Source organism: Pseudomonas sp. GNP012 (genome assembly GCF_054343835.1).
The window spans coordinates 242,341-262,455 of record NZ_JBTGUU010000001.1; the positions used below are offsets into that span (position 1 = coordinate 242,341).

General features: G+C 59.7%; 20 protein-coding genes. 9 read left to right on the forward strand and 11 right to left on the reverse strand.

The annotated features are described in order from the left end of the window. Positions 1 to 171 precede the first annotated feature (171 nt). Positions 172 to 1,128: a thioredoxin-disulfide reductase gene (gene trxB, locus ACXX83_RS01015; protein ID WP_007970300.1), complete on the forward strand. Its 957-nt coding sequence runs from the start codon at positions 172 to 174 to the stop codon at positions 1,126 to 1,128. 173 nt (positions 1,129 to 1,301) lie between these two features. Here the strand turns inward: trxB and ACXX83_RS01020 are convergent, their stop codons facing one another. From ACXX83_RS01020 to ACXX83_RS01050, 7 genes are all read right to left on the reverse strand, one after another. Further along, a complete protein-coding gene (locus ACXX83_RS01020) occupies positions 1,302 to 2,552 on the reverse strand; it encodes a 2-aminoadipate transaminase (protein ID WP_458547361.1) in 1,251 nt (416 codons plus the stop codon). 248 nt (positions 2,553 to 2,800) lie between these two features. Next, positions 2,801 to 3,139: a HopJ type III effector protein gene (locus ACXX83_RS01025; RefSeq protein WP_218480072.1), complete on the reverse strand. Its 339-nt coding sequence runs from the start codon at positions 3,137 to 3,139 to the stop codon at positions 2,801 to 2,803. Next, positions 3,132 to 3,428, reverse strand: coding sequence for a DUF1244 domain-containing protein (locus ACXX83_RS01030; protein ID WP_008023232.1), 297 nt, complete (start codon positions 3,426 to 3,428; stop codon positions 3,132 to 3,134). Before ACXX83_RS01030 ends, ACXX83_RS01025 begins: the two co-directional genes overlap by 8 nt. A 96-nt stretch (positions 3,429 to 3,524) precedes the next feature. Further along, positions 3,525 to 3,896, reverse strand: coding sequence for a dihydroneopterin triphosphate 2'-epimerase (gene folX, locus ACXX83_RS01035; protein ID WP_007970304.1), 372 nt, complete (start codon positions 3,894 to 3,896; stop codon positions 3,525 to 3,527). Between the two features lie 2 nt (positions 3,897 to 3,898). Continuing rightward, positions 3,899 to 4,459 (reverse strand): GTP cyclohydrolase I FolE, encoded by a 561-nt coding sequence (gene folE / locus ACXX83_RS01040; protein ID WP_102701473.1) that lies wholly within the window; start codon positions 4,457 to 4,459, stop codon positions 3,899 to 3,901. Positions 4,460 to 4,479: 20 nt separating this feature from the next. Then, a complete protein-coding gene (gene folM, locus ACXX83_RS01045; RefSeq protein ID WP_007970306.1) occupies positions 4,480 to 5,190 on the reverse strand; it encodes a dihydromonapterin reductase in 711 nt (236 codons plus the stop codon). Between the two features lie 173 nt (positions 5,191 to 5,363). Next, on the reverse strand, positions 5,364 to 5,933 hold the full coding sequence (locus ACXX83_RS01050; RefSeq protein ID WP_458547362.1) for a putative antibiotic biosynthesis monooxygenase: 570 nt from the start codon (positions 5,931 to 5,933) through the stop codon (positions 5,364 to 5,366). Positions 5,934 to 6,156: 223 nt separating this feature from the next. Between ACXX83_RS01050 and ACXX83_RS01055 the strand changes: the two genes are divergently transcribed. Beyond that, positions 6,157 to 7,116: a MerR family transcriptional regulator gene (locus tag ACXX83_RS01055; protein ID WP_217837208.1), complete on the forward strand. Its 960-nt coding sequence runs from the start codon at positions 6,157 to 6,159 to the stop codon at positions 7,114 to 7,116. Between the two features lie 3 nt (positions 7,117 to 7,119). Here the strand turns inward: ACXX83_RS01055 and ACXX83_RS01060 are convergent, their stop codons facing one another. Together ACXX83_RS01060 and ACXX83_RS01065 are read right to left on the reverse strand one after the other, a co-directional pair. Next, positions 7,120 to 7,725: a hypothetical protein gene (locus ACXX83_RS01060; RefSeq protein WP_217837209.1), complete on the reverse strand. Its 606-nt coding sequence runs from the start codon at positions 7,723 to 7,725 to the stop codon at positions 7,120 to 7,122. 54 nt (positions 7,726 to 7,779) lie between these two features. Then, complete coding sequence (locus ACXX83_RS01065) at positions 7,780 to 8,256, reverse strand: PAS domain-containing protein (RefSeq protein WP_217837210.1); 477 nt, start codon at positions 8,254 to 8,256, stop codon at positions 7,780 to 7,782. Positions 8,257 to 8,358: 102 nt separating this feature from the next. Here ACXX83_RS01065 and ACXX83_RS01070 point away from each other — a divergent pair, with 102 nt between their 5' ends. From ACXX83_RS01070 to ACXX83_RS01085, 4 genes are all read left to right on the forward strand, one after another. Next, on the forward strand, positions 8,359 to 8,814 hold the full coding sequence (locus ACXX83_RS01070) for a flavodoxin (protein WP_458547363.1): 456 nt from the start codon (positions 8,359 to 8,361) through the stop codon (positions 8,812 to 8,814). 226 nt (positions 8,815 to 9,040) lie between these two features. Further along, the gene (locus tag ACXX83_RS01075; protein ID WP_217837212.1) at positions 9,041 to 9,823 is read left to right on the forward strand and encodes a class II aldolase/adducin family protein; all 783 of its coding nucleotides are present in this window, start codon (positions 9,041 to 9,043) and stop codon (positions 9,821 to 9,823) included. Further along, positions 9,823 to 10,725 (forward strand): alpha/beta fold hydrolase, encoded by a 903-nt coding sequence (locus ACXX83_RS01080; RefSeq protein ID WP_217837213.1) that lies wholly within the window; start codon positions 9,823 to 9,825, stop codon positions 10,723 to 10,725. Before ACXX83_RS01075 ends, ACXX83_RS01080 begins: the two co-directional genes overlap by 1 nt. Positions 10,726 to 11,021: 296 nt before the next feature. Next, a complete protein-coding gene (locus ACXX83_RS01085) occupies positions 11,022 to 11,933 on the forward strand; it encodes an SDR family oxidoreductase (protein WP_126049324.1) in 912 nt (303 codons plus the stop codon). 74 nt (positions 11,934 to 12,007) lie between these two features. Here ACXX83_RS01085 and ACXX83_RS01090 read toward each other — a convergent pair whose 3' ends face one another. Next, entirely contained in the window at positions 12,008 to 12,778 is a 771-nt protein-coding gene (locus ACXX83_RS01090; RefSeq protein ID WP_458550152.1) for an N-acetylmuramoyl-L-alanine amidase, read from the reverse strand. Positions 12,779 to 13,322: 544 nt separating this feature from the next. Between ACXX83_RS01090 and ACXX83_RS01095 the strand changes: the two genes are divergently transcribed. The 3 genes from ACXX83_RS01095 to ACXX83_RS01105 all read left to right on the forward strand — a co-directional run bounded on the left by ACXX83_RS01095 (position 13,323) and on the right by ACXX83_RS01105 (position 19,199). Continuing rightward, positions 13,323 to 15,116, forward strand: a complete 1,794-nt coding sequence (locus ACXX83_RS01095; RefSeq protein WP_458547364.1) for a DUF1302 domain-containing protein — start codon at positions 13,323 to 13,325, stop codon at positions 15,114 to 15,116. A 23-nt stretch (positions 15,117 to 15,139) separates the two neighbouring features. Next, the gene (locus ACXX83_RS01100; RefSeq protein WP_458547365.1) at positions 15,140 to 16,510 is read left to right on the forward strand and encodes a DUF1329 domain-containing protein; all 1,371 of its coding nucleotides are present in this window, start codon (positions 15,140 to 15,142) and stop codon (positions 16,508 to 16,510) included. A 142-nt stretch (positions 16,511 to 16,652) separates the two neighbouring features. Further along, entirely contained in the window at positions 16,653 to 19,199 is a 2,547-nt protein-coding gene (locus ACXX83_RS01105; protein ID WP_458547366.1) for a helix-turn-helix transcriptional regulator, read from the forward strand. A 69-nt stretch (positions 19,200 to 19,268) separates the two neighbouring features. Here the strand turns inward: ACXX83_RS01105 and ACXX83_RS01110 are convergent, their stop codons facing one another. Next, positions 19,269 to 20,066, reverse strand: coding sequence for an IclR family transcriptional regulator (locus tag ACXX83_RS01110; RefSeq protein ID WP_217837219.1), 798 nt, complete (start codon positions 20,064 to 20,066; stop codon positions 19,269 to 19,271). Positions 20,067 to 20,115: the final 49 nt, after the last annotated feature.

Sequence of the window (20,115 nt, forward strand, 5' to 3'; positions counted from 1 at the left end):
TGTTAATCCGTATTTCCTTAATCTTCGCCCCCTCGATACGCTGCACCCAATCTTTTTACAGGACGGTCGTGTTCAAGCCTTCCCCAAGTGCTTTCAACCGTTCTTTTTTATTCCAGCCGGCGATCCGGCGTTCCGCGCCAGGTGTTCCGGGCCGGTCAACAGGAGCAGGTCATGTCTGAAGTTCGTCATTCGCGAGTGATTATTCTCGGTTCCGGCCCTGCCGGTTACAGCGCTGCGGTCTATGCCGCCCGTGCCAACCTCAAGCCACTGCTGATCACCGGCATGCAGGCCGGCGGTCAACTGACCACCACCACCGAAGTCGACAACTGGCCGGGCGACGTCCACGGCCTGACCGGCCCGGCGCTGATGGAGCGGATGCGCGAGCACGCCGAACGCTTTGAAACCGAGATCGTTTTCGATCACATCAATGCCGTGGACTTCGCTGCCAAGCCATACACCCTGACTGGCGACAGTGCGACCTACACCTGCGACGCCCTGATCATCGCCACCGGCGCCAGTGCTCGTTACCTGGGCCTGCCGTCCGAAGAAGCGTTCATGGGCAAAGGCGTCTCCGCCTGCGCAACCTGCGACGGTTTCTTCTATCGCAACAAGCCGGTGGCTGTGGTCGGCGGTGGCAACACCGCTGTCGAAGAAGCCCTGTACCTGGCCAACATCGCCAGCAAAGTCACCCTGATCCACCGTCGCGAAACCTTCCGCGCCGAGAAGATCCTGATCGACAAGTTGAACGCCCGTGTTGCCGAAGGCAAGATCGAGCTGAAGCTGAACGCGACCCTGGACGAAGTGCTGGGCGACAACATGGGCGTGACCGGTGCCCGCCTGAAGAACAACGATGGCAGCTTCGACGAAGTGAAAGTCGACGGCGTGTTCATCGCCATCGGCCACACCCCGAACACTTCGTTGTTCGAAGGCCAGTTGACGTTGAAAGACGGTTACCTGGTTGTGCAGGGCGGCCGTGACGGCAACGCCACCGCCACCAACCTCGAAGGCATTTTCGCCGCCGGTGACGTGGCTGATCACGTGTACCGTCAAGCCATCACCTCGGCGGGCGCCGGTTGCATGGCGGCACTGGATGCCGAGCGTTACCTCGACAATCTGCAGAACGCTTGATTCTGTTTTGGTAAAAAAACCGGCCTCGGCCGGTTTTTTTATGCCCACGATTTAATGCTTGATAACACTCCGGTGTGGGAGCGGGCTTACTCGCGAAAGCGGTGTGTCATTCAACATTGATGCTGGCTGATCCACCGCTTTCGCGAGCAAGCCCGCTCCCACAGGGATAGTGTTCAGGTCAGTTTTTCAAGACAGGCTTCAAGAATATCCAGCCCTTCTTCCAGCACCGCAGCCTCGATGGTCAACGGCGCCAGCAAGCGAATGATGTGCCGCGATTTGCCACTGGGCATCAGCAGCAGGCCCGCATTCCGCGCCAAAGTCAGCAGTTGGGTCAATTGTGCCGGGGCGGGCGAGCCATCGGCGTTGATCAGCTCGATACCACGCATCGCACCTACACCGGTAAGTCGGCCCAGGTACGGCGTCAGGTTGTTCGCGCGCCAGGTTTCATGGCGGCCGACAATCGCTTCCTCTTGTTGTGCGCCCCAGGCGTGCAGGTTGGCATCGGTCATTTCATCCAGCGTCGCCAGCGCGGCGGCGCAGGCGATGGGATTGCCCGAGTAAGTGCCACCGAGTCCGCCCTTGGGCAGGTTATCCATCAGCGATTTGCGCCCGACCACCGCCCCCAGCGGCACGCCGCCGGCGATGCTTTTGCCGAGCAGGACCAGATCCGGCTCGATGCCCAGCCGTGAGAAAGCGAAGCGCTGGCCGGTGCGGCCGAAACCGGACTGGATTTCATCGGCGATCAGCACGATGCCCTTGTCGTCGCAGAACTTGCGCAGCGTTTGGGCGAACTCGACGTCCATGGCCAGGAAACCCGCTTCGCCCTGCACCGGTTCAACGATAAAGCAGGCGACGTCTTCGACATCAATCTCGACGCTGAACAGGCGCTCCATGGCTTTGAGGGCTTCGGCGCAAGTCACGCCGTTGTCCGGGCCGGGAAAGGGCAGGTGATACACCGGCCCCGGCAGCACGCCGATTTTCTGTTTGTAGGGCGCCACCTTGCCATTGAGGTTGAGCGTGGCCAGCGTGCGGCCGTGGAATGCACCGTCGAAGGCGATGACCGCGCTGCGCCCGGTGGCGCCACGGACGATCTTCAGGGCGTTTTCCGCCGCTTCCGCGCCGCTGTTGGTGAGCATGCCGCTGACCGGGTAACCCACCGGCATGAACGCAGTGAGGCGATCCATCAGTTCGAGGTAAGGCACATGGGGCGCCGCGTTGAACGCATAGTGGGTCAGCCGCGTGGCTTGTTCGCGAATGGCCTCGACGATGCGCGGATGGCAATGGCCGAGGTTGAGCACGCCAATGCCACCGACAAAGTCGATGTAGCGTTTGCCATCTGTGTCCCAGACCTCGGCGTTTTTGCCGTGGCTGAGCGTGACAGGGTGAACGATGTTGATCGACTGGCTGATGGTTTCGCTGCGCATGAATGACCGGCTCGGAAGAAGGAGGACTTCTTTTTATCTAAGCCGTGAGCGGTGCTACGGGGCAAACGAAATAAAGTTGCCGGGTCAATCTTAAAAGTCGGGTTGTGCTTGTGATCAATTCCGCGCCATGAACGCAAAACCTGTAGGAGCGAGCTTGCTCGCGATGGTGGTGAACGATGACGCTGGGAGCCTGACACCCCGTGGCGTTCTTCAGTCCATCGCGAGCGGGCTCGCTCCTACAAATCAAATCAGCGGCGTGTCAGCGGCTGTTGGACGAACTTCACACCCGCCAGGCCGTGGGCAATCAACGCCCGGATGTTGCCGTGGTCGCTGCCTTCTGGCGTTGCCAGCACCGAGCGGTAATGCTCGCCGAAAGCCAGCAGGGCTTCTTCATCGCTCAAGCCTTCGAGCAGCGCGAGCCCCAGGGTCTTGCACGAGCCTTCGTTCTGCCCGGCCGCGTTTTCCACACCACCGTTGTTGAAGGCCTGAGGCTGGTAGTCGTAACCGCCAGCAATGAACGCCAAGGTGTCGGCGAAGGCATGTTCGCCGCTGTTGAGGCTGGCGCGCAGGGTGTTCAAATCACTCATTGGGTTTTCCTTTGGCGAACGCCGCCTGTTGTTCGGCGCTGGCTTCTTGCTGATATTGGGCTTTCCATTCGGCGTACGGCATGCCGTAAACCACTTCGCGGGCTTCGTCGAGGCTGACCTCGATCTGGCGCTCATCCGCCGCCGCCTTGTACCACTTGGACAGGCAGTTGCGGCAGAAGCCCGAGAGGTTCATCAGGTCGATGTTCTGCACATCCTTGCGGCTGTCCAGGTGGGCCACCAGCCGACGAAAGGCGGCGGCTTCGAGTTCAAGGCGTTGTTGATCGGTCATGGCGGTCTCTGCGAGACAGCTTCAAGCGGCAAGCTTCAAGCTGCAAGTTGGATTGCGGTGGCTGCAAGTTTACAGCTTGGCGCCTGTAGCTTGTAGCTAGCGGCTCGCTGCAAGCGTTATCGACACCGATTCGGCGAATCGCAGCGCGTGGGGCTTGTCGACTTCGACCTCGGCGTAGAGCACCGATGCATTGGCCATCACCAGGTCGAGAATTTCCTGGGTCAGGCGTTCGAGCAGCGCAAAGCGGTTGCCTTCCACGTGGGCTATGATCGCCTTGGTGATCGTGCGGTAGTTCAGCGCGTGATCGATGTCGTTGTCACGTACCGCTTCCTGGGCCGCGTACAGAATGGTGAGGTTGATCAGCACATCCTGCTTGTTGAGGATTTCATCCTCATTGATGCCGATGAAGGTACGCAGGCACAGGTCTTTGACCCGGATGCGTGCCATGCCTGGCTGAAGTTGTGGCATTGCTACTTGCTCCGTCCAATCAATTGCAGGAACTCCTGGCGGGTGTTGCTCGACTCGCGGAAGGCGCCGAGCATCACGGAGGTGTTCATGGTCGAATTCTGTTTCTCGACGCCGCGCATCATCATGCACATGTGCTGCGCTTCGATGACCACTGCGACGCCTGCCGCACCGGTCACCTGTTGCACGGCGTCGGCGATTTGCCGGGTGAGGTTTTCCTGGATTTGCAGGCGCCGGGCGAACATGTCCACCAGCCGCGCAATCTTCGACAGCCCCAGCACCTTGCCGGTTGGAATATAAGCCACATGCGCCTTGCCGATGAAGGGCAGCATGTGGTGTTCGCAAAGCGAATACAGCTCGATGTTGTCGACGATCACCATTTCATCGTTGTCGGAGGCGAACAGCGCGCCATTGACGATCTCTTCGACACTTTGTTCGTAGCCATGGCAAAGGTACTGCATGGCTTTGGCTGCGCGCACCGGGGTGTCGAGCAGGCCTTCGCGGTCTGGATTCTCACCGAGGCCGATGAGGATCTCTCGATAATTCTGGGGCAGGGATAACGTCATGGAAAATCCTCGCGGGACACTTACTTGATGTGCCTTCCGCCGTTGACGGTCAGGGTGGTGCCGGTGACATAAGGGTTGTCGAGCAGATAGCGCAGGCTCTGGTAGATCACTTCGCAGCCGGGTTCGATGCCCAGCGCGGACTTGGCCAGTGCCTTGGCGCGGTAGGCCGCGTCGTCTTCAGGGTTGAACAGTAGCAGGGCGGGCGCAATCCCGTTGACCTTGATGTCCGGTGCGTACCTGGCGGCGAAGGACAGGGTCAGGCTGTCGAGTCCGGCTTTGCTGGCGCAATAGCCGATGTGCTTGCTGCTGCCCTTGCGGGTCACGTCATCGCTGATGTGCACGATGTCGGCGGGGCTTGAGCGCTGCAACAGATCGGCGCAATGCAGGTTGATCAGGTAGGGCGCCAGCATGTGCACGCTGAACATGCGGGTGAATGCGGCGGCGTCAGTGTCCGGTGTTTCGGCCAGCCATTCGGAGGCGTTGTGGACAATCGCCCGCAAACAGTCGGTGTGGGTTTTCAGTTCACTGATGAAGGCGAGGATTCCGGCCTCGCTGGCGAAGTCCGCGAACACGGCGGTGGCCCCCAGGTCGCGCAGGGCTTGTACGCCGGGCCGCTCGCTGCGGTAGCTGAAAATCACGCGATGGCCGTCTTCCAGCAATCGCCGAGCGCAGTGCAGGCCGACACGCTGGCCGGCGCCGGTAATCAGGATAGGGGCTGCGGAAGAAGTCATGAACGGCTCGCGTCGCGGTGAGAGTAAAACTATACCAGCGACGGCAGCGCTCTACCTATTATGCAAAACGGGCCTGTGTGGGAGCTGGCTTGCTCGCGAAAGCGTTGTGTCAGCCGGAACAAATGTTGACTGACATACCGTCTTCGCGAGCAAGCCCGCTCCCACAAGGGTTGTCAGTGGTTTTGGGTAGTGGGTTGTGCGGGCAAGGGCCGCGTAGAGGCACTGTTCAGCCAGGTGGCAAGCAGTCGAGTGGACAAAGGGATGAAGAAATAAACCATCAACGGCGTCAGGCACAGGGTGCTGACGAGCACGCGGGGCAGTAGCGCCATCTCGCCCAGCAGCGGCCCCAGCACAAAGTTGAACAGCAGCGAGACCGGAAAGAACGCCAGCCAGATCGCCACGGCCTGTTTCCAGCGCGGCGGGCGTTGGCCGGCGACGCCAAACCAGCCTTCGATGCCGCTGACCCGGTGTTCTGTCGGGTGGGCGAACAGGTCGCTGCCGCGTCCGAGCCAGGCGCTGCGAGAGACGGAATGTTCCCAGGCGTGCAAGGTCTGCTCGTCGACGAAGCGGAAGATGATCTGGAATTCGTCGTCCCCGGGCGGCGGAGCGAGTACACCGGAGCCGAGATAACCGGGAAAGTCGGTGGCCAGTTGTTCGCCTTCGCGCAGCCAGGCGATCAGGTCCTGATAACGTCCATTGGCAACGCGGCGCGCAACCATCAGCGTGACGGGTGAGGTAGACATTGTGTATCTCCATAAGGCATTTGCGTCGCTCCGGATAGGGGCTTCGCCAGGCGCAGCGCCGGGGTGGTGGGCTGCGACTTGAAACAAGCAAGGATTATTCCTGATTCTGCCCGTGGCGTCTGTGACGTTTATCCGCTCATTCGCAGTATCGATTTTTTACGGAAACTTTACGGGGCGGGGGCGTTAGAATGACGCTCGGACGATACAAGGATGTTTCAACAGGATGCCGATACATACAGACGTCGCTTCACGATCCGCGCAGGCCATCACACTCGAACAGGAAGAGCTCTTTCCCATTCGCGAGGTGGCGCGACTGACAGGTGTCAACCCGGTCACGCTTCGCGCCTGGGAGCGACGTTATGGCCTGATTGTTCCAACACGCACCGATAGCGGGCATCGACTGTATTCGATGTCCGATATTGAGCGCGTTCGCAGCATTCTCGGCTGGATCGAACGCGGTGTTGCGGTCAGCAGGATCGGCAAGATCCTGGCCAGGACCGAGCCGCTCCAGACGTTGTCGCACATCATCCCCAACAGCCTCGTGGAAGCCGATTACGCGCAGTGGCAGCAGCAGGTTCTTGCGACAGTCAACGGGTTTGACGACCTTCAGCTGGAGCAGGTCTACGGGCAAATCTTCTCCAGTTACGCCCTGGCGGTGGTGTTTCAGGACATTCTGATCCCCGTCTGGAAGCAGTTGTTGCAACGCCAGGACCAGTTCGGCGTAACCAGCGAGTGGCTGTTCCTGGATGGTTTTCTACGTTCCCGGGTAGTGCAGCGCTTGCTGTTGACGCGCGAGAGGCAACCGCATCACGTGGTCATCTGTGCCCTGGATGGTCACTGTCGGGAGCTGGAGCTGTTGGTCGCCGCCCTGTTCCTGAGTTCCGGGCCATCGACCATTCGCGTATTGAACATAGGCCAGCCATTCGAGGAGCTGGCGCTGATGTGTGAAAGGATCAAGCCCGTGGCACTGGTGCTGTTTTCCAATCATGTACCGAATGCCGAGTTGCCGCGTCGCTTGAATCGCCTGGCCATGGGCCTGGAGTGTCGATTGTTTTTGGCCGGTGATGCCTCTGACTTGGCGCAGGGCAGCCTGGCCGGGTCATCGATCGGTTGCCTGGGCAATGAAGGGAAGGTCATGAGCCAGCGTCTGAACCAGTTCCTGGCGGGAAATCTGGATACTTGAAGTTCAGAGATGCAGCGTTGGATGAGTCAGACGATGCTGTTGCAGGATGAACTGACGCAGACGCTCGGTTTCGTCCGTATCGCTCTGGTTCAGTTGATAGGCGTAGAAGCCCTGTGCGTTTTCCTTCTCGAAGGTGCCGCGCAAGGCAATCCGCTCATAGCCTGAGGGGCTGAACCACAAGGCGAAATGCTTCGGTGGCTTGGTCTTGTTGCGAACCTCCAGCAAAACCCCTTTGCACGACACTTCGTGTACCCACAGGGTGCCGGGTTGACCCTGGGCGTTTTCCAGCGCTACCGGCTCGTCCAGTACCAGACGCCAAGGCCGGGCCATGGGCCCGTCTTCATAGATGCTCGGCACGCCGAGACGCAAATGCATCGCATGGAACTCGTCTTCCACCAGGTGCAGGGGGAAGGTTATTTGCTGGTTTTCGAAGCTGGCTTGAATGGTGACCTGCTCATGGGCCGCCAGGCGGGTGAGCAGGTCACGGATTTGCGATCCACCGTTGACGAGCAGGCTCGACGTCGCATCCCGCACATTGAGTTGCGGGTTGTGTTGCATGGTCTGGATGAAATCCAGCTCATCCTGGGTCAGGAGCGCGTCGCGTTGCATGGCCAGCTCGAAAGATATAATTACAAAGTCATTGGTGATTGTAGTTACTGACCATTAATTCTGGGTTTCGTTTGCGCCGTTCGTCGCCTTGAGCGCAGCAAGCTCCGCCTGGAGTTCAGCCACCTGTCCCTCCAGTTGTGCCACGCGCTGTTGCGCCTTGACCTGCACGGTGACGTCTTTCTGCACACCGACAAAGTAGGTCTGCCCGTCCGCTGGATTTTTCACCGTTGAAAGGGACAGCTCATTCCAGAACGGTGTGCCGTCCTTACGGTAGTTGCGCAGTATTTCCCGGCAGGAACCTTCTCGGTTCAAGGCGTCGCGAATCAACGGCAGGGCGTCCTGGTCGCGATCCCCCGACTGCAGGAAACGACAATCCTGATAGAGGATCTCTTCGCTGGAGTAGCCCGTCAGGCGTTCGAACGCGGGGTTGACGTAAATGAGGATTTTGTCCTGATCGCCTTCCTTTTCGGCTATGACGATGCCGTCGTTGGAGGCGTTGATCACCATTTGCAGCAGTTGAGCATTAATCATCGGAGCATCCCTTCCTGATTGATTGTCAATTGCATTCTAAAAGAATAATCACGACTGTGGTGTTAATATCCGGGTCTTTTACTCGGATTCAGGATCAGTTTGATGAAAGTCGCCATCATTTCCGGCTCGGTGTACGGCACGGCCGAAGAAGTTGCCCGCCACGCCGTCAGCCTGTTGAACGCTGCCGGTTTCGAAACCTGGCACAACTCGCGTGCGACCCTCGCCGACGTCCAGGCGTTTGGCCCCGAAGCCTTTCTGGCGGTGACCTCGACCACCGGCATGGGTGAGCTGCCGGACAATCTGCAACCACTGTATTCGACCATTCGTGACCAATTGCCAGCAGCCTGGCGCGGTTTGCCGGGGGCGGTGATCGGATTGGGCGATGCGAGTTATGGCGATACTTTTTGTGGCGGCGGCGAGCAGATGCGCGAATTGTTCGGTGAACTGGGCATTCGCGAAGTGCTGCCAATGCTGCGCCTGGACGCCAGCGAAAGCGTGACCCCCGAGACGGACGCCGAGCCTTGGCTGGAGGGCCTGATCAGCGCACTGCGCACCTGACGTTACCCTCACATCCATGTCAGTCAGGGTTCTGACAGTACGGTAAAAAACTGCCTGTCAGACCATCGCTGGCGCCGGTCGTTTGACATGGATCCCTGGGTGGCAGGGCGACTGACTCGCAGGGTCACCAAGCTGGCTGCCAATGCAACTACACGAACCTCAAGGGCTGACTAGACTCGGTGAACATAGGAAACACTCCATAATAAAAACACCGAGGCTTCTTGCCGTGACTGTCGCTCCCGTCCAATCGCCACACAGTGTCAAAGACCAGGTCAGTGCTGCCGAGTGGCAGACCCGCGTCGACCTGGCAGCCTGTTATCGCCTGGTTGCCCAACATGGTTGGGATGACCTGATCTTTACCCACATCTCTGCCAAGGTGCCCGGCACCGAAGATTTCCTGATCAACCCGTTCGGGCTGATGTTTCACGAAATGACCGCGTCGAGCCTGGTCAAGGTGGATCAGGCCGGCAACAAGCTGATGGACAGTCCTTACGAGATCAATCCGGCGGGTTACACCATCCACAGCGCCGTGCATGAAGTCCGTCACGATGTTGTTTGTGTGCTGCACACCCACACGGCTTCAGGGGTGGCGGTCTCGGCACAGAAGCAGGGCGTGCTGCCGATCAGCCAACAGTCGTTGTTCGTGCTTTCCAGCCTGGCCTACCACGCCTACGAAGGTGTGGCGCTCAACCATGAAGAGAAGGTGCGGCTGCAGGCTGATCTCGGTGAAAACAATTTCCTGATGCTGCATAACCACGGTCTGCTGACATGCGGCAGCAGCATCGCCGATACGTTCCTGATGATGTTTACCTTTCAGCGTGCCTGCGACATTCAGGTCATGGCACAAAACGGTGCGGCTGAACTGATTGCCATCGAACCGCAGATTCTGGCCGGCGCCAAAGCCATGATCGCGGGTGTCACCAGAAGTGCTCAAGGAATGGGCGGAGCGCTGGCGTGGCCGGCGCTGCTGCGCAAGCTCGATAAACTGGACCCGGGTTATAAACTCTAATGGCACTTGCCGAGATTCCTCTGTGTGTCTGGCGCAAACGCAGCCAGACGTTCTTGTTCCGTGGCCACAGCATCCGTTACTGGACGGCGGGGCAGGGTGAGCCGCTGTTGCTGATTCACGGTTTTCCGTCCGCCAGTTGGGACTGGCATTACCTGTGGCAGCCATTGACCCAGCGCTTTCGCGTGATCGCTTGCGACATGCTGGGCTTCGGCGATTCGGCCAAACCGGAGAACCACGAATACAGCCTGCTGGAGCAAGCGGATCTGCAACAGGCACTGCTTGAACACCTGAATGTCGAGCAGCCGGTGCACCTGTTCGCCCACGACTATGGCGACAGCGTGGCCCAGGAACTGCTGGCCCGGCATTACGAGTCGCGGGTGGAGCTGGCCAGTTGTGTGTTTCTCAACGGCGGGTTGTTTCCGGAAACCCACCGCCCGGTATTGATGCAAAAGCTCTTGCTCAGCCCTTTGGGCTGGATGATTGGCCGCGCCTTCAGCCGTGATGGCCTGGTGAGAAGCTTTCGGCAGATTTTCGGCCCGCAAACCCGGCCCAGTGAAAGCCAGATGGATGATTTCTGGAGCCTGGTCGAAAGCCAGCGTGGGCCACGGATCATGCACAAGTTGATCGCCTACATCCCGGAGCGACGCGTCTGGCGCAACCGCTGGGTGAGCGCGATGCAGCGCGGTGAAGTGCCGCTGCGAGTGATCGATGGCGGGGTCGATCCGATCTCCGGTGTGCATATGGTCGAGCGTTACCGGGAACTGATCCCGGATGCGGACACCGTGGTGTTGCCCGACATCGGTCACTACCCGCAGATCGAGGCACCCTGCGAGGTCCTCAGGCACTACCTGGCGTTTCGCGATCAGCTGCTTTCTCCGCCGCGCAAAGTCGCCTGCTCCTGAACCTTGTAGGAGCGAGCTTGCTCGCGATGAACTCAAGAGCGCCGCGTTTAGTCAGTAAACACACGGCATCGATAACGACTATCGTCGGAACGACGCCCGGAGCAAGCTCGCTCCAACAGTGGATCATTCTCGCTTGACTGGACAGCATTACCCTCGCCACAGGGTTCGTGTCCATTTCTCTATCAATCATCCCCCAGCCTTATCGCGCACCATTCAGCCTCCCCGTGTTGATTGTGACCCGCTGCGCTGTGCCGGAAACTCGGACTCATTGTCCCTTGGCCTGCTGGAGTCCCCCCATGAATGAGTCTGTGCGCTTCGAAGATAAAGTCGTGATCATCACCGGTGCCGGTGGCGGCCTGGGACGGGCGCATGCACTGCTGTTCGCCAAACAGGGAGCCAGGGTTCTGGTCAACGACCTGGGCGGCTCGACCCAGGGCGAAGGCGCCAATGCCTCGGCCGCCGACCGCGTGGTAGCGGACATACGCGAGGCCGGCGGCATTGCCGAGGCCAACCACGATTCGGTCACTGACGGTGACAAACTGGTCCAGCATGCCCTGGACGTCTTCGGTCGCGTCGACGTGGTGGTCAACAACGCCGGGATCCTGCGTGACAAGACCTTCCACAAAATGGAAGACGCCGACTGGGACCTGGTTTACCGCGTCCACGTCGAAGGTGCCTACAAAGTCACCCGTGCCGCCTGGCCACATATGCGCGAGCAGAACTACGGCCGGGTGATTTTCACTGCGTCAACCTCGGGTATCTATGGCAATTTCGGCCAGTCCAACTATGGCATGGCCAAGCTCGGTCTCTATGGCCTGACCCGCACCCTGGCCATCGAAGGCCGCAAGAACAACATCCTGGTCAACGCCATCGCCCCCACCGGCGGCACGCGCATGACCGAAGGCCTGATCCCGCCGCAAGTCTTCGAACAGCTCAAGCCGGAACTGGTCAGCCCGCTGGTGGTGTACCTGGCCAGCGAGACCTGCCAGGAAACCTCCGGTCTGTTTGAAGTCGGCGGTGGCTGGATGGGCAAGGTCCGCTGGGAACGCAGTCTCGGTGTCGGGTTCGACCCACGGGCCGGCTTCTCACCGGAAGACGTGGCGGCGCATTGGCAGCAGATTTGCGACTTCGAAGGTGCGGCGCATCCGAAGGACAATATCGATGCGCTGAAGGAAATGATGGGGAATTTGCAGAAGTATTCGCTCTGACATTGTCGGCAAGGTCACATTGACTGACCTTGCCGGTTGCTGCATTTGTCGGTTGGAAAATCGTTTGCCATCGATCAGCCGGAAAAGTATTTGAATACCAGTGCCTTCAGATTGGCGGCTGTCTGTGCATCCATTTTTCCGTCAAATTTTTCCGGGCGAAAATGCATCTGGAATGCCCGCACCAGTTGTTGAAAACCACCTTCCGTCGAGGCGCCCGAAACATCGTATCCATAGGACTTGAACAGCCCCAGCAATTCGCTTCGGCCTGGAACACCCGATGTGGTGTATTGGCTCAGGTATTGGTCCCGAGTGGCTTCATCGAACCAGGCGCCGACGCCTTTCAGGTACAGCGCCTGCCAGGGAAACATCGGCCCCGGGTCGCTCTTGCGGCCGATTGAAATATCGGAGTGGCCCAACACCTGCGTCGGCGTGATATCCGGGTAGCGCTTGAGGATGTTCAGCGCCAGTAGTTCAATCGCGGCAATCTGCTCGGGGTGATAAGGCGGGAAGGTGAATTGGCCTTTGTTGTCAGTCGCCAGGTTGACCACCTCAATGCCGATTGACGTGTCATTCAGATTGCTACGGTTACCCCACTGACTGACGCCCGCATGCCACGCGCGATGGCTTTCATCCACCAGGTTGAACACTTCCTGCCCGGTATAACCGGCTTTCAGGTAGCTGGGGTCGGTGATATCCGGAACCAGATAGTGCGCGCTGACATTCGGGCCGGTCAGGGCACTGACAGAACTTGAGAAGTTAGCGGCGGTGTAGTGAAGAACCAGAAAGCGTATTCGGCTGTTGAAGCTTCTGGCTGAGCGATACTTGTTGTAGTTGATGGGCTTCATGGTTGCACTCGCAATAAGTAAGTTTGCAGTCGGACGAAGATCAAGGTTGTTCGCCGACTTGCTGGTCAACTTAATGGCTGGAGTGCTTGTGATGTTTCCCAATGCTGGTAGTCGTTTTCTGAAAGCAATGTAGGCATGCGAACTTTTTCTTGGTCGCAGTCATTCATCAAAAAACATCGCCCATAAAAAAGGCCGCTGCAAACGCAGCGGCCAAAGTAAGACGTTGGATCAGGAGCTACAAATCAACGTCAGTGAACACGGGCGATGAACCGAATCCTCGAATCATCTGAAATCTTCAGTCACGGCGCAGGCTCCGTGGCAGCCAAGTAAGAATAAGCCCTCGGCGCCGTAGGAAAAATACCAATTCCCGACATGCACTGTTGCAGCACGGGCAACAGTCAGGATTCGGCTGCCCGACTTCCGGGTAGTGACCTTGTGCCAGTCATCCTTTAGAGGTACACCACGAATACCTCTTTGGTGCGCTTATCGATCCCGGTGCCCCGGCAGTAGGGTGAGGCCTTCTGTCACTCACCGGGGAAGACGCATGACAAAAACAACAATGCGCGCCATCTTCACACCGCAGGCGCTGGCGGCCGCGGTCGCATTGGGCTGCTGTGCCCAGGCTCAGGCCATTTCGTTCAGCATCGGGGAAATCGAGGGGACGTTCGACTCCTCGCTGTCAGTCGGCGCGAGTTGGGGCATGCGTGATGCGGATGATGCCCTGGTAGGCACCGTCAATGGCGGTTCCGGCCAGTCTTCGACTGGTGACGACGGGCGCCTGAACTTCAAGAAAGGCGAAACCTTCTCGAAGATCTTCAAGGGCATTCATGACCTCGAACTGAAGTACGGCGACACCGGCGCGTTTGTGCGTGGCAAGTACTGGTACGACTTCGAACTGAAGGATGAAAGCCGCCCATTCAAGGACATCAGCGATCACAATCGCAAAGAAGGCGCCAAGTCTTCAGGCGGACAAATCCTCGACGCATTCGTCTATCACAACTACTCCCTCGCCGATTTGCCGGGCACGGTGCGTGCCGGCAAGCAGGTGGTCAGTTGGGGGGAGAGCACCTTCATCGGCAACTCGATCAACAGTATCAACCCGGTCGACGTGTCCGCGTTCCGTCGTCCTGGAGCCGAGATCAAGGAGGGCCTGATCCCGGTCAACATGCTCTTCGCCTCCCAGGGCCTGACGGAGAAGTTGACCGTGGAAGGCTTCTATCAACTGGAATGGGATCAGACGGTCGTCGATAACTGCGGCACCTTCTTTGGTGTCGATGTGGTGGCCGATGGCTGCAACAAGGGCTACACCGTCGCCAGCCCGGCCATTGCACCCTTGCAGCCGATTGCGGCTGCCTTTGGCCAGGGCTTCGAGGTCAGCAAAGAGGGCGTGATCGTTCCCCGTGGTGGCGACCGTGATGCCCGGGATTCCGGACAGTGGGGTACGGCGTTGCGCTGGCTGGGGGACGACACCGAGTACGGCCTGTACTTCATGAACTACCACAGCCGCGGCCCCAACGTCGGGACCACCACCGCCGGGCTCAGCACGCTGGTAAGCCTTCCGGGAATCGTCGCCGCCGCCAACCGAATCGCCCCCGGCAGCGGTTCAGGCCTGGCCCAGAGTGTGATGCTCGGTCGCGGCCAGTATTACCTCGAATATCCGGAGGACATCCGCCTCTACGGCGCCAGCTTCGCCACCACCTTATCGACCGGCACTGCGTGGAGCGGGGAAATCAGCTACCGCCCCAACCTCCCGGTACAGGTCAACACCAATGACCTGACCCTGGCCATGCTCAATCCGATTGCAGGCGGTGCGGCATCGCCCATCGCCACGTCACCGGGGGCTGACAACACAGGTTACCGCCGCAAGGAGGTGACGCAGGTCCAGAGCACCTTGACGCATTTCATCGATCAGGTCGCAGGTGCCGATCGCCTGACGCTGGTGGGCGAGGCGGCGGTGGTTCGGGTCGGTGGCCTGGAAGCACGTACGAAGTTGCGCTACGGCCGCGACTCGGTGTATGGCCAGTATGGTTTCGGCGGCGACACCGACGGCTTCGTGACCTCGACTTCGTGGGGTTATCGCGCTCGGGCCATCCTCGACTACAACAACCTCATCGCCGGGATCAACGTCAGGCCCAATCTCTCGTGGTCCCACGACGTCTCCGGCTATGGCCCCAACGGCCTGTTCAACGAAGGCGCCAAGGCCATCAGCCTCGGTGTCGATGCGGACTATCGCAACACCTATACCGCAAGCCTCAGTTACACCGATTTTTTCGGCGGGGACTACAACGTCCTCACCGACCGTGACTTCGTGGCGTTGAGCTTTGGTGTGAACTTCTGATCTGGCTGAAAAGGATGAATTCAATGCGCAAGATGATTCTGCAATTGGGCACCGTTCTGGCTCTGAGTCTGCTGGCCGCCAACGTGATGGCCGCGGTGTCGCCAGAGGAAGCCAACAAGCTTGGCACCAGCCTGACCCCGCTCGGAGCCGAGAAGGCCGGCAATGCCGATGGTTCGATTCCGGCCTGGACCGGTGGCATCCCGAAAAACGCTGGCGCGGTGGACAGCAAAGGTTTCCTGGCCGACCCGTTCGCCAACGAAAAGCCATTGTTCGTGATCACCGCAGCGACCGTCGACAAGTACAAGGACAAGCTTTCCGACGGCCAGATAGCGATGTTCAAGCGCTACCCCGAGACTTACAAGATCCCGGTCTATCCCAGCCACCGCACCGTGGCGTTACCGGCAGAAATCTATGAGTCGGCCAAGCGCAGTGCGCTGAACGTAACACCGATCAACGACGGTAACGGTCTGGCCAACTTCACCGGCAATCGCTACTACGCGTTCCCGATTCCAAAGAATGGCGTGGAAGTGATCTGGAACCACGTCACCCGTTACCACGGCGGCAATCTGCGTCGCACCATCACCCAGGCGACGCCGCAATCCAATGGCGACTTCACGGTGATCCGCTTCAAGGACGAAGTCGCCGTGCCGTCGTTGCTCAGCGATCTGAAACCGGGCAGCGACGATAACGTGCTCAACTACTTCAAGCAGGAGGTGACCGCACCGGCGCGGCTGGCGGGCAACGTGCTGCTGGTTCACGAGACGCTCGATCAGGTCAAGGAACCGCGCAAGGCCTGGATCTACAACGCCGGCCAGCGTCGGGTACGGCGTGCGCCACAGGTCGCCTATGACGGTGTCGGCACCTCATCCGATGGCCTGCGCACCACCGACAACTTCGACATGTTTTCCGGCGCGCCGGATCGCTACGACTGGAAGCTGATCGGCAAGAAGGAAATGTACATCCCCTACAACAGCTACAAGCTCGACTCGCCAGACCTCAAGTACACGGATGTGATCAAGGCCGGGCACATCAACCAGGACCTGACCCGCTATGAGTTGCACCGGGTCTGGGAAGTCGTCGCCACGGTCAAGCCGAACGAGCGGCACGTGTACGCCAAGCGCCACATGTACATCGACGAAGACAGCTGGCAAGTGGCGCTGGCCGACCACTACGACGGGCGTGGACAGCTCTGGCGCGTCGCCGAAGGGCATGCTCAGTTCTACTACGATCACCAGGTGCCGGCCTACACCGTCGAAGCGCTGTATGACCTGATTGCCGGTCGCTATATCGCACTGGGAATGAAGAACGAAGAAAAGCGCAGCTTCGAATTCAACATCGATGCAAAAGCGGGGGACTACACACCAGCAGCCTTGCGTAGCACGGGGGTCAGGTAGGTTTCCTACAGGCACCTACACAAAAGGGTGACTTTGCGGTCACCTTTTTTATAGGGGGCGATCAGTGTGTTGAATACTTCTTCAACAAGCGCTCGGGAGGGGGCTAGGGTGGCGCCAGAATTATAAAAAAAGGCGCATCACAATGACTGCAATGACGCACTGTCTGGACCGCCCAGGCCTTGTGCCCCGACTGTCGTCCCATCATCTGTCCCGCGAGCGGCTGATCGAGCCCATGCTGGTGTCGACCGCGAGGGTGAAGTTGCTTTGCGCACCGCCCGGCAGTGGCAAGAGCGCGTTGCTCAGCGAATGCCTGCTGCGGGCGCCGGAGCACTGTCGGGTCTGTTGGCTGCCGCTGGCGGGGGCGTCGTTGAGTGCTGCCGATTTTCTGTTGCGACTGACGCAAGCGCTGGATCTGCCCTCGGCGGATGAGCCCGGGCTGCTGGCGCATCTGGCCCGATTACAGACCCCGACCTGGCTGTTTCTGGATGATTACTGCCGTGCACCCAACCCGGAACTCGACCGGATGCTCGATCGCCTGTTGGCCGTCGCCAGCCCGGCGCTGACCTGGTGGCTGGGTTCCCGTCGTCGACCCTCCTGCAACTGGCCGCGGCTGCTGCTCGATGATGAGTTGTACGAGTGCGAAGGCCGGGCGCTGGCGTTTACCGAGGCCGAGGTCGGGCAGTTGCTCGGTCATGTCGAGCCGACCCTGGCGGCCCAGACCGCCAAGAGGGTGGTTGAGCGCAGCGGTGGCTGGTGCGCTGGTGTGCGGATTGCGTTGCTCAATGGTTGCCCGTGGTCGGTTGAGCAGGGGCGTTCGGCAACGTTGCTCGATTATCTGCAGCACGAGCTGTTCAACACCTTGCCGCCGGAGTTGGTTGAGGTCTGGCAGGTGTTGGTTCATCTGCCACGCTTCAACGCCAGCCTGTGCGAGCATCTTTTCGGTACGGGAGAGGGCGCGCAGTGGCTGCACGCGTTGCAGGACATGGGCTGCTTCATTGAGCCTTGGGAAGATTCCGTCGAGTGGTTGCGGATCTTCGAGCCACTGGCCCGGGCAATGGCTGAAGAGCCGACCCCGGCCGGGCGATCCTGGCATCGCCGCGCGTGCCAATGGTTCAGCGCCGAAGAGGACTGGCAAGGTGCGTTCGAGCAGGCGCTGTTGGCGCAGGAGTTCGAAGTGGCGGTCAGTCTGTTGCAGCACTTCAGCCTCGAACATTTGTTCCGGCGCGAAAATGTCTGCCTGTTGTTGAAACTCCACGAGCGTCAACAGGCTGAGCTGACCCTTGTTACGCCGCAATTGGTCGGGCTGGTCAGCGCGGCGTTGTTGTTTGCCGGACGTTTCGATCCTGCCGCCGCGTGCATCGGGCAACTGGCACGATTTACCCCGCAGCCTACGCAGGCGCTGCAACGGCAACTGCTGGCACGCTGGCAGGCGCAACAGGGCTGGCTCCTGCATTTGCAAGGCCGTATGGAGGCAGCTCGCGGGCACTTTCTCGAAGCGCTGGCCGAGTTGAGTGTCGATGCCTGGCCGGCGCGACTATTGTGCCTGTCAGGACTGACCCAGCAGGCGTTGCTCAACGCCGAACTCGATGTGGCGCAGACGTTCAATCGCGAGGCACTGTGCCTGGCGCGCGCCCAAGGCTCGCTATTGTTCGAAGGGCTGCTTGAACTCGATCACGCGCAGTTGCTGGAGATGCGCGGAGCGCCCCGACGCGCCGAGAGCTTGTTGGCTGATACTGTTGCGCTGTTGTCTCGAGAAGCTGATCGACCGACACCGCTATTGGGGCGAATTGCCCTGCGCCGAGGACGGCTGGCCCTCTGTCAGGGACAAGATGAGCTGGCCGCCGGTTTCTTCCAGTCCGGCCTGGAGGACTGCCTGAAAAGCCAGGACAAGCACGCGCTGTATGGCTTTCTCGGGCAAGCGCAGATGGCCGCCAACCAGCGCGATTATGCCCTTGCGTTTGATCGTCTGCGCGAAGCCGAACGGTTGATGCAGCAACGACAGATCCCCGACACGGTTTATCGCAGCGTACTGCTGCAAATCAGCAGTCATTTCTGGCTGCAGCAAGGGCGCCCGGAGTTGGTCCGGGAAGCGCTGACCCGAGTCTTGCGTCATTATCGCGGGACTCATGCACGCCAGGCACCACCGGCCACGCTGCAACTGATTGCGCGTATCGAATACCAGTTGGTGTTGGCCGAGACTCAACTTCAACTGGCGCAAAGTCCAATGGATCGTCTCAAGGCGTTACTCAAGCAGGCGCAACAACAGGCCATGCTGGCGCTGGAAACGGAGTTGCAATTGGCAATCTGTGAAGTGGCGTACCTGACGGATGAGCCGGGCATGGCTCATGCAGCGCTGGAGGCCGGCCTGGCCTTGGTGAAGCGTTGTCATGGGCAACAGGCATTGCGTGATTTGAATTTGCGCCAGCCGAGTCTGATCTGTCGTCTACAGGGCGCGGCGCCAGTGGTCGATAGAGACACCGATGTCTGTTTGCTGAGCGGGCGAGAGCTTGAAGTGCTGGACCTGATTGCCCAAGGCAACTCCAATCAGCAAATCGCCGAACAACTGTTCATTTCGTTGCATACGGTGAAAACCCATGCCCGGCGCATTCACAGCAAGTTGGGTGTGGAGCGACGCACACAGGCAGTTGCCATGGCGAAGAAGCTGGGATTGATAATGCAGGTTTGGTAAGTGTTGGTTTTTGGTTTTGGAATGAATTAAAGGCATGCCAACCCTGCCTGGTTGGCACAGCTATGGCAGTCAGGTCGCGGATGCGGCGGGTTCATAACCCATGCGCCAGCTGACCGCACGGCTGGCGGATAACAGGCGCTGCGCCGCCGGTCCGTTTTCATCGGCATGGAACAAGGATGTCGGCCCCACCACCGTCAGCACGGCAACCACTCTGCCCATCGCGTTGAATACCGGTGCCGACAAGGCATCCACCCCAGGCAGCAGCAAACCATGTACATGGTGCAAACCGCGTGCGCGGATTTGTTCGCACTGGGCCGCGTAGGCCTGATCGTCTGCCAGCACATGGGCTGCGTGGGACTGCAACTCCTGCACGCGCAGATCCTCGGTCTCGCGTTTCGGCAGGTAGGCGCCAAATACCAGTCCCGTCGAAGAGCTGAGCAGCGGCAGCACCGAGCCCAGCTGGGTCACCACCGTCACCGCACGCACTGCCGGCTCAATGTGCACCACGGTCGCGCCCTGATTGCCCCATACCGCCAGAAAGCAGGTTTCGTTCAAGTCATCACGCAGCTCGGCCAGGGGCAGGGCGGCGACTTTCAGCACGTCCATACTGTTGAGTGCTGCCAACCCCACGCGCAAGGCTTCACGGCCCAGGCCGTAATGGTTGGTCGCTGCGTTCTGTTCGGCAAACCCGCTGGCGATCAGCGCCTGTAAATAGCGGTGGACCTTGCTCGCCGGCATCTGCACGTGCTCGGCCAGGCGCGACAGCGAAGTCGAAGGCGACAACTCGGCCAGTGCCTTGAGGATGTCAGTGCCCACCTCGGCCGAGCGGACTTTCTGTTTACCGTTGTTGTCGCTGGTTTTTTCCATGGTGGCTGGGATCCCGGGACGAATGGGCGTCTTTATAGCTTGACGGTCA